This window comes from Shewanella saliphila (assembly GCF_014648295.1).
GTDB classification, from domain to species: domain Bacteria; phylum Pseudomonadota; class Gammaproteobacteria; order Enterobacterales; family Shewanellaceae; genus Shewanella; species Shewanella saliphila.
This window is the reverse complement of the sequence record NZ_BMQV01000004.1, coordinates 42,134-56,496: the sequence shown is the minus strand read 5'-3', so window position 1 is coordinate 56,496 and position 14,363 is coordinate 42,134. Positions and strand designations below refer to the sequence as shown.

Below are 14,363 nucleotides of genomic sequence, written 5' to 3'. Positions count from 1 at the left end.
GGTATGTTACGACTATCTACTGACAAAAATTTCGATTAGTATAGCTTTTTGATGATTTTCTATAATTGAATTATCGCTGTGCCTTATCTACATCATTAGACAACCCAAAACAGCCTTCAATTAAATAGAAAAAACACTGAGGATTAAAGTGATTTTTGTTAAAGGTCTTAAGAAAAGACAAAAATTCAGCCGGATAATACAAATTATTATCGCTATATCACTGATTTTTGGTCTGATACATTTATGGCAAGCCAGTTTGCGAAATGGTCAAAACTTACTTAACTCGCAAACTAAAGTGATGGCCCGCTTACTGGCACAACAAGCTGCTAATGGTGCAGCTCCGGCTATGTATTTACAAAATGACGAACAACTTCAATGGTTAGCGTCAGCTTTAGCCGCTGACCCTAAAGTCATGTCAGTGAATATTTATAACTCGCAAGGCGTTAGACTCGCCTTCGCTCAAAGTGTGTCATTTGAGCAATTAGAAGCGGATTCAGAAGCATTAAAAGGCTTATTAAAACCTTACCCACCATTAATCGAAAATGTGATTCAAGATGACAATAATCTGGGTTATGTAGAAGTTCGCCTAAACCTGGATATCTTTTTTGACGAGATTAAGATTTTGCACGAACAAAACATGGAGCTGCAGCAAATGATGCTAATCGTTGCCGGCTTTATTGGTTTGCTGCTTTCTCGTTCACTATCATTTAAGCGAGCCGATTTTGATCGCCGTAAAACACGGGCTAAACTGCGTAAAAAACCAAAGAAAGTCGCCTTGCTTGCAGAGTCTGCGCAAACGGGAAATGATACTGTTGATAAAAAGCCATTCACTTGAAGTACATAATGAGAAACAGAAAAGGGGCGCTCAGTGAGCACCCCTTTTTACTATATCGTTATAGATTACAGCGTTAATGCAGCATCTAAAGTCATCACGATCATGTCGTTGAAGGTAGTTTGACGCTCATCAGAAGTGGTTTTTTCACCCGTACGGATATGGTCAGATACAGTCACTACACATAATGCTTTAGCACCTAACTCATGTGCAACACCGTATAAACCAGCGGCTTCCATTTCAACGCCTAATACACCCATTTTTTCCATCACGTCAAACATTTCAGGATCTGGTGTGTAAAATAGGTCAGCTGAGAAAACGTTACCTACACGGATTTTAGTGCCGTGAGTTTTAGCAGAATCAACTACTGCGCTTAATAAGCTATAGTCTGCAATTGCTGCAAAATCGCTATCTTTAAAGCGTAAACGGTTCACTCTAGAGTCAGTACAAGCACCCATGCCAATGATCACGTCACGTACTTTTACGTCAGTGCTAATTGCGCCACAAGTACCAACACGGATTAGGTTTTTAACACCGTAATCTTTGATCAGCTCATGTGCATAAATTGAACAAGATGGGATACCCATGCCGCTGCCCATTACAGAAATACGCTTACCTTTATAGGTACCCGTAAAACCTAGCATGTTACGAACATCTGTTACTTGCTCAACATTTTCTAAAAATGTTTCAGCAATGTATTTTGCGCGTAATGGATCGCCTGGAAACAGTACAGTTTCAGCAAAAGCACCTTCTACAGCATTAATATGTGGTGTAGCCATGTTATAACCCCTATGTTTCTATTTTATTTGGTCTTGCTTTAATAATATCGACAGTTTAGCAAACACATTGAACTATATATAGAACCGTCGTTTGAAAATGTGACTAATTAATAAAAGATTCACCATAATTCATTGGTTCTAGCTTAAAGTAGCTTGCAATCGACTGACCAATATCAGCAAATGACTGACGACGGCCTAATGAACCTGCCGGTAAACCTGCTCCGTAAGCTAATACAGGCACACGTTCACGAGTGTGTTCAGTCCCTACCCAAGTTGGATCGCAACCGTGATCGGCAGTAAGTACCACTAAATCGTCTGGCTGTAAAATCGCAAAAAGTTCAGGTAAACGAGAATCAAAGTACTCTAATGCTTTAGCATAACCAGCTGTGTCACGACGATGGCCATAATGAGAGTCGAAATCAACAAAGTTGGTAAACACGATGGTGTTATCACCTGCGCGTTTTATTTGCGCTAAGGTTTCGTCGAATAACTCTTCAAGACCTGTCGCTTTGAACTTTTGTGTAATACCGCTATGAGCATAAATATCAGCAATTTTACCAATACTGACCACTTCACCGCCGGCTTCTTTCATCTTATCTAGGATGGTTGGTGCTGGGGGTAATACCGCGTAATCATGACGATTACCGGTACGAGCGAAATCAGCAGGGCCAGTCCCGACAAAAGGACGCGCAATAACACGACCAATGTTATAAGGCTCGAGTTCTTCGCGCGCAATTTTACATAAGTTGTACAGGTTTTCGATGCCGAATGTTTCTTCATGGCAAGCCACTTGAAATACCGAGTCAGCAGAGGTGTAGAAAATAGGTTTACCTGTTTTCATGTGCTCTTCGCCAAGTTCTTCAAGAATTTGGGTACCAGATGCATGACAGTTACCTAAAAAGCCGTCTAAACCAGCACGTTTAAGAATTTTATCTGTCAGCTCTTTTGGGAAAGAGTTGCTTAAGTCACTGAAGTAACCCCATTCATACAGAACAGGTACACCCGCCATTTCCCAGTGACCACTTGGGGTATCTTTACCAGAACTGAGCTCGTCGGCATGACCATAAGCACCAATCACTTCAACATCAGCGTTAAAGCCATCAGCAAATTTACCCGTGCTCTCAAAGCCTGCATGGCCTAGACCTAACTTGGCTAAATTAGGTAACGTTAAAGGCCCCTGACGACCCACATCAGCCTTACCTTCTGCACACGCCTGAGCAATGTGACCAAAAGTATCAGAACCGACATCACCAAACTTTTCAGCATCGGTGGCAGCACCCAGGCCAAAAGAATCTAGCATTAAAATAAAAGTACGTTTCATTGTGTTTTCCTTTATAAATCTGAAGCGCGAATGTAGCGATATATTTCAGGCGTCTTTTCAGGCGCGTTATCACTAATCACAATTGCTTGTTGAACTGCTGCTGCAGCTTCAGCAAATGCATCTTCAGATTGAGCATGGATCATCGCTAACGGAACATCTTGGTTAACTTCTTGACCCAGTGCGCAAACTTGAGTTAATCCGACACTATAATCAAGCGCATCACCCGGTTTACGACGTCCGCCACCTAACGTGACAACGGCTAAACCAAGCTCGCGGGTATCCATTTGGTAAGCAAAGCCGGAAGTATTGGCATAAACTGGACGAATAATCTTCGCATGAGGCAGATACTTGTCATAAGCCTCAACAAAATCAGTTGGACCGCCTAAACCAGAGACCATTTTAGCAAATGCCTCAGCCGCTTTACCATTATCTAATACAGTATTTAGTTTATTACGAGCATCAGCTTCGTTTTGTGCTATACCGCCCAAAACAAGCATTTCAGCACATAAACCCATAGTGACTGCATATAAACGTGGGTTACGGTATTGGCCGGTTAAAAACTGAATGGCTTCACGCACTTCAACCGCATTACCGGCACAAGAGGCCAATACTTGGTTCATGTCTGTTAGTAATGCTGTGGTTTTAGTGCCCGCACCATTGGCAACGGCTGTAATACTGCGAGCTAATTCTTCAGATGCTTCGTAAGTAGGCATAAATGCACCGCTACCGACTTTGACATCCATGGCTAACGCATCAAGACCTGCGGCCAGTTTTTTCGATAAAATAGAGGCGGTGATAAGCCCAATAGACTCAACGGTAGCCGTGTTATCGCGAATAGAATAAAAGCGTTTATCAGCAGGCACGAGATCGCCAGTTTGGCCGATAATAGCCACACCAGCTTCTTTTACCACTTTGCGAAATAATTCACTAGATGGCTCGGTTTGGTAACCAGGAATTGCATCAAATTTATCGAGTGTACCACCGGTATGGCCTAAGCCACGTCCAGAAATCATGGGGACATAACCACCACAAGCTGCAGCCATAGGGCCAAGCATCAGGCTAATAACATCACCTACGCCACCGGTACTGTGCTTATCAATGATGGGACCGTCTACACGTAATGCATCCCAATTTAATACAGTGCCAGAATCACGCATGGCACTGGTCAGTGCGATACGTTCATCCATATTCATGTCCTGGAAATAAACCGCCATACCAAAAGCCGCAATCTGACCTTCAGATACGGTATTGTGAGTAATGCCATTTACAAAGAATTGGATTTCGGCTGTGCTTAGTGCTTCGCCATTGCGTTTTTTACGGATAATCTCTTGAGCAAGAAACATAATACGTCCCCTTTTAGGCAACCCATCACCTTTAGGATCGCCATTAATATAGGAATACTATCGTATGATAGTGTCTTTAAATGATGCGTTAGTGCGTCATCTAAAGTGAAGATAAAGCCTAGCAGAACACTGCTAGGCCATTGCCATTAGTAACCTGATGTCGATTTAGGCGCGTCTGACAACTCTAATGTGTGCAATAAGCTATTTAATAGGCTTGATGCACCAAAACGGAATGTTTGAGGAGTCACCCAATCATCGCCTAAGATGCGCGCAGCTAACCCTAAAAATTCAGCGGTTTGTGCTGCATCGCGTACACCACCGGCTGGCTTAAAGCCAACGTTACGGTCTTTTTCGCTGATAACGGTTAACATAATTTCAGCGGCTTCTAATGTGGCATTAACCGGTACTTTACCCGTTGATGTTTTGATGAAGTCAGCACCTGCGTCAATTGATATTTCTGATGCTTTACGGATTAGCGCAGGGTCTTTTAACTCACCAGACTCAATGATGACCTTAAGAATGGCAGCATCGCCACATTCTTCTTTACAGGCTTTAACAAGCTCAAAACCAACTGTTTCATTACCTTCCATTAAGGCGCGATATGGGAATACCACATCCACTTCATCAGCACCGTAAGCAACAGCTGCACGAGTTTCTAATACCGCAATCGCAATATCATCGTTACCGTGTGGGAAGTTAGTTACTGTGGCAATTTTGATATCTTCACAATCAAGCTCATTTAGCGTTTTACGCGCAATAGGAATAAAACGTGGGTAAATACAGATAGCGGCAGTATTGCCAGCGGGTGATTTAGCTTTGTGGCACAAGTCGATCACTTTTTGATCGGTGTCATCGTCATTTAATGTGGTTAAATCCATTAAAGAAATGCCAAGTTGCGCCGCTTTTTTTAAATCAGTCATAATTGCTCTCCAAACGAAAAATCAAAGTAGATAAATTTTTATTCAGGCAACACTAGGTAGCAGGCATATGATTATTATTATGGCCGGGCCTTCAGTATTGCCAGTAAATCTAGGTGATATTTACTAACCTAAGTATTCAATCTGATAACGAGTACCACGACTTGAATCCTTGAAGACCGGAAAAGATAAAACAAAGATATTTGCTTCAACCATTCCGCGAAAAATCCATTTTAGCGCGCGAAAACACAAACATTGTAAACAATTTGTAGGATACAAACCTTTATATAAAACCACGGTTGTTAAACAATAATTTTAGATAAAAATTTCAATCTTGGGTAATTTTATTTTTAAATTTGGAGCCGCAATTTGCGGCTCCAATACAACAACGTTAGCAAGTATTAGAACTTGTAAGTTGCAGAAAGATAGTGTGACCAACCTGTAGAATCAAGACCGGTTGCACCGCCATCAGTAATGGTGTAAACATCTTTAAAGCCTTTTAGACCATAACCTAGAGCGTAACGATCTGAGTGCCAGTATAGACCAAAGAAGATATTTCCGCCGCTATCAGAAAGCCCTTTAACTAATGGACCGTTTTCTTCTATTGGCCAGTAAGATTCATCAGCGCCAAATTGATAATCAATGTAACCTTGGAATGACAAGAAGCTCTTATTTTCAAAGAAGTAGAAAGGCTTGAACCAGTTAGCTGAGAACTGATAACCGTTCCATTTATGGTTATTCATATCATATAAACCATAAAGGTTCATACCCGTTTTGCCTAACCAAGGTACGTTTACATCAGCACCCACACCCCAGTAGGTATTATTAACGCCTTCGCCGTTAAGACCATCCCAACTGAAAAGTGTAGAGAAGTAAACTTCTTGAACTGGGCCAAAAGATAAATCTTTACCAGTAATAGCATCGATAGAGAAGCGTGGAGCAAACTTCATGTATAGTTTACTAGTTTCTGAACCTGGGTTTTTGTCACCATTATCAGTTGTTTCGGTCGCTAAATTGAATACATCTACATAGCCATATAAATCAACAACACCAGAACGACCACCGAACTCCATTTCTAGGTAGTTGTGTTGATCACCAGCAGCTGGATTTTCTGGCTTTTCACCGATAGAGTACATAGCATTAAACTGTAACCACTTGTAATCACTAGCGTGAAGGTCTGTACGGTCTGCAGCAAAAGCATTACCAGAAATAGCAGCAACTGTTGCACCCGCTAAAGCTAACATTTTTACATTTTTCATCATCAACCCCATGTATATTATTAAACTATCTTCTTGGATAGCACTTCTTTTTAATCAATCGTATTTTACCGTTAATGCTAAAAATCACAACAAATAATCGATAAAAAACGAATACAAAATTCTATTCTGTGAACAATATCGCTACATAATTAAACATATTGATAACAACACATATTGAATCTGACTAGCGGTTTTAAAACATCCTCTTTCGCAGCAATCAATCAGTTGTCGTGTCACATCGGAAATGGTGGATTAACACAAAAATCAATAACAACGTTCTTATTACACTGGGTCTCTATCGTTATAAGTGTAAAGACCCAGTGTGATAGGAGAAAACCTCCTATCAAGACTCTTAACTTAGATAGCTAAGAATAAACCGGCTAATGTCGCGCTCATTAAGTTAGCTAATGAACCAGCGATAACAGCACGGATACCTAATTTTGCAAGGTCATGGCGACGTGAAGGAGCCATAGCACCTAAACCACCTAGTAAGATTGCAATAGAAGATAAGTTAGCGAATCCACACAGTGCAAATGAGATAATCGCTTTAGTACGATCAGTCATTACCGCTTGTGTTGCTTCAACTAAGATACCGCCATCAGCAACATCTTTTAGGTATGGAGCAAAGTTTAAGTAAGCAACGAATTCGTTTACAACAATCTTTTGACCGATGAAAGAACCTGCAACTAATGCTTCGTTCCAAGGTACACCGATTAAGAATGCTAAAGGCATGAAGATATAACCAAGGATAAGTTCTAGAGTAATACCCTCTAGACCAAACCAACCTGTTACGCCACCGATGATGCCGTTGATCATGGCAATTAAGCCAACGAATGCAATCAACATTGCACCAACGTTTAACGCTAGGCTCATACCAGATGAAGCACCACCTGCAGCAGCGTCTAATACGTTAGCTGGCTTATCAGGATCTTCTGGTAACTCATCCATTTCGTTAATAGCAGTTTCTGTTTCAGGGTGCATCAGTTTGGCCATTAATAGACCACCTGGTGCTGCCATGAATGACGCTGCAACTAGGTATTGAATAGGTACACCCATTTGCGCGTAACCCGCTAGTACAGAACCAGCGATTGAGGCTAAACCACCCACCATGATGGCGAATAATTCAGACTGAGTCATTGTGGCAATGAACGGACGAACAACTAGAGGAGCTTCTGTTTGACCAACAAAGATGTTGGCTGTAGCAGACATAGACTCTGTACGGCTAGTACCTAATGCTTTTTGTAAACCACCACCGATAATACGGATGATCCACTGCATGATGCCTAAGTAGTAAAGCACTGCAATTAAAGAAGAGAAAAATACAATGACTGGTAATACGTTAATGGCAAAAATAAAACCAACTTTAAAGTTAGCTAAATCACCAAATAAGAAGCTAATACCACTTTGTGCATAACTAATTACACTTGATACCGCGTCAGAAACACCTTTCAGAATATCTTTACCGATTGGAACATATAATACGAAACCCGCGAAGAATGCTTGAATTGCTAAAGCACCACCTACGGTACGTACACTAATTGCTTTTTTATTGTTTGATAGTAAGAAACCTATCGCAAGTAGGGTGACCACCCCTACTAAACTCATTAAAATATCCATTAATCATCACCCTTTTGTTAACAGTTTTTTTGAATGTTGTTAACTCACCTAATTTCCGTTGATGATTATAACTGAGCGTGAAACGAAAAGCGTCGTTTTGATCAACTTTTTAGAGTTTAATTTCAACCCCTTAGGTAATAAAACTCAAATTTACGCAATTCGTTTTAAAAAAAACAATTAAAGCTCAAACAGTTGCATAGTATTTTTATTCAACTGTTCTAATATACAGACAGTTTCAGTTTTCTTTAAAAATGAGATTTCGGACACAATTCTGGTTAATGTTAAAGGAGTATTACGTTGATTCACTTCATCGAACGGACTCATACTGGGTGAATCGGTTTCTAATAAAAAGTGATTTAACGGCAAGTCAGTCACCGCCTGTCGAAGCTTTTTGGCACTAGGGTTGAGCAATAAACCACCAATCCCTAATTTAAAGCCGAGATCGATATATTGTTGAGCCACAATACTGTTTCCGTAAAAGCCATGTACCACACCTCCTCGGCTCAACTTGGCTTTACGTAGCAACCCTAATAATTCTTGATGCGCTTTTACTGCATGTAAAATCACTGGCAATTGATATTTTTGTGCAAGCTCTAATTGCTTCTCTAATATTAACAATTGCTTATCAGACCAATTATGTAATTTGTCTAAACCACATTCGCCCACGGCAACTAAATGCTTATTTTGTCGATATTGCGTCAACTTGGCATCTAGCTTACAAATGGCATCATCAATGTCATCTGGTATATACCAAGGATGAATCCCTAGCGAAAAATACCATTGATACTTTTCTGCTATATTCAGCTGCTTTTCCCAAGCGTCCACAGCCACACCAGGAATAATAGCAGAGGTAATGCCATGGGCAGACATCGCTTCGACCAACTCAGTTCTATCAGCATCAAACTCAGGCATATCAAGATGTGCATGGGTATCGATCATTAATCACCTACTTAGTAAATGGCACCTATTTCACCAACAATAGGTAACAATATAGTATCAAGCACACGCTCTTTGATACGAACCTCTACACAAACACGTCATTTAGACGCAGAAAGATGCCATTGATACTGTGATAAGCCACTTAAAAAACAATAAAAAAAGGTGGCTAAAGCCACCTTGTTAACATTAAAACAACATATCGATTAACAATTAATGTTCGCGGGTCTTAGCAAACTCAATGTCAGGATAACGCTCCATCGAGAGGTTTAAATTAACCATTGTTGGCGCGATATAAGTTAAGTTATCACCACCATCTAGTGCAAGGTTAGGGCTGCATTTTCGACGAAACTCTTCAAGTTTACGCTCATCTTTGCAGTACACCCAACGTGCAGTACTTACACTAATACCTTCGTAAATCGCTTCAACGTTATATTCGCTTTTTAAGCGTCCAACAACCACTTCAAACTGCAGCACACCAACAGCACCCACAATTAAATCATTTGAGTCAATCGGCCTAAATACCTGCACAGCCCCCTCTTCTGATAATTGCACTAAGCCTTTGAGTAACTGCTTTTGTTTTAAAGGGTCTTTTAAACGAATACGACGGAACATTTCTGGCGCAAAGTTAGGCACGCCAGTGAAACGAATCTTTTCACCTTGAGTAAAGGTATCGCCAATACGCATAGTACCGTGGTTATGCAAACCAATAATATCACCAGGGTATGCAGCTTCGGCACGATTACGGTCACCCGCCATAAAGGTCAATGCATCACTCACATTGACATCTTTACCAATACGCACATGGTGCATTTTCATGCCTTGCTCATAGCGACCAGAGCAAATACGCATAAAGGCTACACGGTCACGGTGCTTAGGATCCATGTTGGCTTGGATTTTAAAGATAAACCCAGAGAATTTATCTTCGTTCGGTTGCACTTGACGGGCATCCGTTTCACGCGGTAGTGGCTTTGGTGCCCACTCAACGATGCCATCAAGAATATGGTCAACACCAAAGTTACCTAATGCAGTACCAAAGTATACTGGTGTGAGTTCACCTTTTAAAAATGCTTCTTGGTCAAACTCATGAGAGGCACCTGCAACCAGCTCCATTTCATCACGGATCTCTGCGGCATAAGCGCCTAACTCTTTATCAAGTTCTGGGTTGTTTAACCCTTTAATAATACGTTTTTCTTGGATGGTATGACCTATACCACTTTGATACAAGATCACTTCATCACGCAGTATGTGGTAAACACCTTTAAATTCTTTACCTGAGCCGATTGGCCAGGTAATCGGTGCACAGGCCATTTTTAAAATGTCTTCAACTTCATCCATTAGCTCAATAGGATCACGAATGTCACGGTCACATTTGTTCATGAACGTCACAATCGGAGTGTCACGTAATCGCGTCACTTCCATCAGTTTAATGGTTCTGTCTTCTACACCTTTAGCGGAGTCAATAACCATCAAACAAGAGTCTACTGCGGTCAGTGTGCGGTAAGTATCTTCCGAAAAGTCTTCGTGACCAGGCGTATCAAGTAAATTGACGAGTGCGCCACCGTAAGGAAATTGCATAACAGAAGTTGTGATAGAGATACCACGATCTTTTTCCATTTCCATCCAGTCTGACTTAGCATGCTGCCCAGACTTTTTACCTTTAACGGTACCGGCTTTTTGTAAAGCCTGTCCGAATAAAAGTACTTTTTCGGTGATGGTGGTTTTACCCGCATCGGGGTGCGAAATGATGGCGAAGGTACGACGCTTGTCGACCTCAACGTTGTTGCCTGACATGTTAACCTTGCACTAGCCGCTAAAAAAGGCGCAAATTATAGCGCCTATCGACAGAATTGGCTAGGCAAAGTACGGTTTAACCTTCAGCAGATAATGCTACTGACTTTTGGATCATGTTTTTCATTTTTGCCAATTCGATTCTGGCGTAACGATGTTCAACAAAATCGTAAATATTTGTCGCTAATGTTAACCGGTAAAAATTAGCGGCTTGTTGGTATTGCCCTTGTGCTGCTGCGTGTTTTGCTAAATAGAAATACGCTTCACATAAACGCTCAGCATATTCTTTAGGCTGTGACAAACCCACTTTTGCCGCGGCAAACACTTGCTCTTGATTCATTTTCCCTAAATAAAAATCAACCAAAACACTCGCCCAGTCCTGATTCTTTAACTGTTGACGTTGTAATGCTAAATCCGCTAATGCCTGTGTGTTATCAACCGCAGATGACATTAAATAAAGCCATAGCACCCGATAACCATCAGTTGGGTCTCGCTCAAAGAATGCTTGCATATCTTCTATCGCTAATTGATAGCGTTCACCATAGTACAAGGCGATGCCACGATTAAGGTAGGCATAATCGTAACCTGGTGATAATTCCAATACACCGTCAAAGGCTTCATAGGCACTTTCAAACTCGCCTTCCTGGGTGTAATAAATACCTAAAAAATTATATGCATCGGCTAAATCAGGCTGAAGCTTAATGGCTTGGTGAAAATCAATTCGACCTAATAAACGTAAACCAACGCTGTCATAAATGACCCCGCGGTCGTAATGAAAACGTGCACGTTGTTCATCAGTGAGCTCCATTGTTGCTAACACTTCATTTAGCTTAGCGAGGGTCACTTCCATTTTATAGTCAGGCATTACTGGCGCAACAATCATTTGCCCAGCAACATCGTCACTTGAACCTTGCGTTGCAGCACAGCCTGACAACAACATACTTGCACCGACAGCAACGGCAATGACTGTGGTGCGTAGTTTACATTCCATTCGTATTACCTTATCAGGTTTTATTTATATTCAATATCATAGCAATCTGCTTATCTAAGAGCTATGGACTCATACAGATTATTTTTAATAAACATAAAAAAAGGAGATCATATGATCTCCTTTTTTAAGTCGCTTAACACGTTAAATTAAATTACTCAGCAGTTTCCTTAGTCTGAGCTTCTTTAATTGACAATCTTACGCGACCTTGACGATCCACTTCCATTACCTTAACAGCAACTTCTTGGTTCATTTGTAGGTGATCTGACACATTAGCTACACGCTCATCACTAATTTGCGAGATGTGTACTAAACCGTCTTTACCAGGAAGAATGTTAACAAACGCACCGAAATCGACGATACGGATAACTTTACCATTGTAAATACGGCCCACTTCAACTTCAGCAGTGATTTCTTCAATACGACGAATCGCTTCTTTAGTTGCTTCACCGTTAGACGATGCAATTTTGACTGTGCCATCGTCATCAAGTTCAATCGTAGTACCAGTTTCTTCAGTAAGAGCACGAATAACCGCACCACCTTTACCGATAACATCACGAATTTTTTCAGGATTAATCTTGATAGTCGTAATGCGTGGCGCGTGATCAGAAATATCATCACGGTGCGAACCAATCGCTTGGTCCATTACATTAAGAATATGAACGCGAGCGCCATATGCCTGTTGTAATGCAATATCCATGATTTCTTTGGTGATACCTTCAATTTTGATATCCATCTGCAATGCAGTGATACCATCACGAGTACCGGCGACTTTAAAGTCCATGTCACCTAAGTGATCTTCATCACCTAAAATGTCAGAAAGTACAACGAAATCGTCGCCTTCTTTCACTAGACCCATTGCAATACCAGCTACAGATGACTTAATTGGTACACCCGCATCCATTAATGCTAATGAAGTACCACAAACAGAAGCCATAGAGCTTGAACCGTTTGATTCAGTGATTTCAGATACTACGCGAACGCTGTATGGAAATTCTTCAGCTGAAGGCATAACAGCATTCATACCACGCCATGCTAACTTACCATGACCGATTTCGCGGCGCTTAGGTGAGCCAACCATACCTGTTTCACCAACAGAATACGGAGGGAAGTTATAATGAAGCATAAAGCGGTTAGTACGCTCACCCATGATGCTGTCAATTTTCTGTGCATCACGTTCTGTACCTAGAGTACAAGTCACTAATGCCTGAGTCTCACCACGGGTAAATAATGCGCTACCGTGTGTGCGAGGTAACACACCTGCAAGTACGTTAAGCGCACGGATCATGTCTGGTTCACGACCGTCGATACGTGGCTTGCCACTGATAATACGACCACGAACAACTTTCTTTTCTAAGCTACCTAATAAGTTGTCTACTTCACGTAAATCAACATCAGCATTCTCAGCAACTAGTGCTGCTTTTGCCGCAGCTTTAACAACACCGACTTGAACATAACGGTCTTGTTTAACTTCAATTTGATAAGCTTCAGTTAATCCTGCTTCAGCAAGATCTTTGATTTTAGCAACTAAGTCTTGGTCTTGAACTGGAGCAGTCCAATCCCATGTAGGCTTACCCGCTTCAGCTTTAAATTCGCTAATCGCGTTAACCACAACTTGTTGTTGGTCGTGACCATAAGTCACAGCGCCTAACATGATTTCTTCAGCAAGTGACTTAGCTTCTGACTCAACCATTAATACTGCAGCTTGAGTACCCGCAACAACTAGGTTTAATTCACTAGTAGCCAGTTGCTCTACACTTGGGTTAAGCACGTATTCGTTATTAATATAACCAACACGAGCAGCACCAAGAGGCCCATTGAAAGGAATACCTGAAATTGCTAACGCAGCTGAGGTACCAATCATTGAAATAATATCTGGCTCAATTTGTGGATCAACAGAAACCACAGTGATGATCACTTGAACTTCGTTTTTAAAACCGTTAGGGAATAAAGGACGAATTGGACGGTCGATAAGACGGGCAATCAGAGTTTCATCTTCTGATGGACGACCTTCACGCTTGAAAAAACCACCAGGAATTTTACCTGCTGCGTATGTTTTTTCTTGATAGTTAACGGTTAACGGGAAAAAGTCGCGGCTTAAATCAGCTTCTTTTTTACCCACTACGGTAACTAATACTGTGGTATCGCCCATGCTTGCTAAAACTGCAGCATTTGCCTGACGTGCAATGACACCTGTTTCTAAGGTGACGGTATGTTGACCATACTCAAAACTCTTTACAATTGGATTCACTTGACCCATTCCTTAATTTAATGACCTTTAATTACGCGCATAAGTATACTTCAAATACTTTGAATAGTTAAATAGACGCGATATACAGAATGAAAAATATTTAAAATAATCATTTTCCTACAGAAGAACCTTACATTAAGCATCGATTTGTTAGATATAGTTCGACATTTGTTACGAATAAGTTATTCCAGCGCAGGTTTTAGCGACATTGTTAATGACAACAGTGGCCAATTTGACTAAAGTTAGTACAATAATGAGCATCCATTATTTCAGGTAAAGGATACCATCGATTATAAAATGGACGATACGATAGCTTAATCTCATTTGTG

The 14,363-nt window shown here is 41.0% G+C and carries 11 protein-coding genes; 1 reads left to right on the top strand and 10 read right to left on the bottom strand.

Going from position 1 to position 14,363, the window contains the following annotated elements:
• The first annotated feature begins 148 nt into the window (after positions 1-148).
• Positions 149-835, top strand: coding sequence for an AhpA/YtjB family protein (locus IEY48_RS03460; RefSeq protein ID WP_188917302.1), 687 nt, complete (start codon positions 149-151; stop codon positions 833-835).
• Positions 836-900: 65 nt separating this feature from the next.
• On the opposite strand, the gene deoD is transcribed toward IEY48_RS03460, so the two are convergent.
• From deoD to pnp, 10 genes are all read right to left on the bottom strand, one after another.
• Positions 901-1,611, bottom strand: a complete 711-nt coding sequence (gene deoD, locus IEY48_RS03455; protein ID WP_188917300.1) for a purine-nucleoside phosphorylase — start codon at positions 1,609-1,611, stop codon at positions 901-903.
• 103 nt (positions 1,612-1,714) lie between these two features.
• A complete protein-coding gene (locus tag IEY48_RS03450) occupies positions 1,715-2,932 on the bottom strand; it encodes a phosphopentomutase (protein WP_188917298.1) in 1,218 nt (405 codons plus the stop codon).
• A gap of 11 nt (positions 2,933-2,943) precedes the next feature.
• A complete protein-coding gene (gene deoA / locus IEY48_RS03445) occupies positions 2,944-4,275 on the bottom strand; it encodes a thymidine phosphorylase (RefSeq protein WP_188917296.1) in 1,332 nt (443 codons plus the stop codon).
• Positions 4,276-4,421: 146 nt separating this feature from the next.
• Entirely contained in the window at positions 4,422-5,195 is a 774-nt protein-coding gene (deoC, locus tag IEY48_RS03440; protein ID WP_188917294.1) for a deoxyribose-phosphate aldolase, read from the bottom strand.
• Between the two features lie 398 nt (positions 5,196-5,593).
• Entirely contained in the window at positions 5,594-6,451 is an 858-nt protein-coding gene (locus IEY48_RS03435) for a nucleoside-specific channel-forming Tsx family protein (protein WP_188917293.1), read from the bottom strand.
• A 357-nt stretch (positions 6,452-6,808) separates the two neighbouring features.
• Positions 6,809-8,068 (bottom strand): NupC/NupG family nucleoside CNT transporter, encoded by a 1,260-nt coding sequence (locus IEY48_RS03430; protein ID WP_188917290.1) that lies wholly within the window; start codon positions 8,066-8,068, stop codon positions 6,809-6,811.
• Positions 8,069-8,245: 177 nt separating this feature from the next.
• Positions 8,246-9,007 (bottom strand): TatD family hydrolase, encoded by a 762-nt coding sequence (locus IEY48_RS03425; RefSeq protein WP_188917288.1) that lies wholly within the window; start codon positions 9,005-9,007, stop codon positions 8,246-8,248.
• Between the two features lie 210 nt (positions 9,008-9,217).
• The gene (gene prfC, locus IEY48_RS03420; protein ID WP_188917286.1) at positions 9,218-10,798 is read right to left on the bottom strand and encodes a peptide chain release factor 3; all 1,581 of its coding nucleotides are present in this window, start codon (positions 10,796-10,798) and stop codon (positions 9,218-9,220) included.
• A 76-nt stretch (positions 10,799-10,874) separates the two neighbouring features.
• Entirely contained in the window at positions 10,875-11,786 is a 912-nt protein-coding gene (nlpI, locus tag IEY48_RS03415) for a lipoprotein NlpI (RefSeq protein ID WP_188917284.1), read from the bottom strand.
• A 151-nt stretch (positions 11,787-11,937) separates the two neighbouring features.
• Positions 11,938-14,034: a polyribonucleotide nucleotidyltransferase gene (gene pnp / locus IEY48_RS03410; protein WP_188917282.1), complete on the bottom strand. Its 2,097-nt coding sequence runs from the start codon at positions 14,032-14,034 to the stop codon at positions 11,938-11,940.
• Positions 14,035-14,363 lie beyond the last annotated feature (329 nt).

What these genes read in the sequence shown, in the direction of transcription:
- deoD (WP_188917300.1), bottom strand. Translation starts at nt 1,611, where the DNA reads ATGGCTACACCACATATTAATGCTGTAGAAGGTGCTTTTGCTGAAACT.
- IEY48_RS03450 (WP_188917298.1), bottom strand. Translation starts at nt 2,932, where the DNA reads ATGAAACGTACTTTTATTTTAATGCTAGATTCTTTTGGCCTGGGTGCT.
- deoA (WP_188917296.1), bottom strand. Translation starts at nt 4,275, where the DNA reads ATGTTTCTTGCTCAAGAGATTATCCGTAAAAAACGCAATGGCGAAGCA.
- deoC (WP_188917294.1), bottom strand. Translation starts at nt 5,195, where the DNA reads ATGACTGATTTAAAAAAAGCGGCGCAACTTGGCATTTCTTTAATGGAT.
- IEY48_RS03435 (WP_188917293.1), bottom strand. Translation starts at nt 6,451, where the DNA reads ATGAAAAATGTAAAAATGTTAGCTTTAGCGGGTGCAACAGTTGCTGCT.
- IEY48_RS03430 (WP_188917290.1), bottom strand. Translation starts at nt 8,068, where the DNA reads ATGGATATTTTAATGAGTTTAGTAGGGGTGGTCACCCTACTTGCGATA.
- IEY48_RS03425 (WP_188917288.1), bottom strand. Translation starts at nt 9,007, where the DNA reads ATGATCGATACCCATGCACATCTTGATATGCCTGAGTTTGATGCTGAT.
- prfC (WP_188917286.1), bottom strand. Translation starts at nt 10,798, where the DNA reads ATGTCAGGCAACAACGTTGAGGTCGACAAGCGTCGTACCTTCGCCATC.
- nlpI (WP_188917284.1), bottom strand. Translation starts at nt 11,786, where the DNA reads ATGGAATGTAAACTACGCACCACAGTCATTGCCGTTGCTGTCGGTGCA.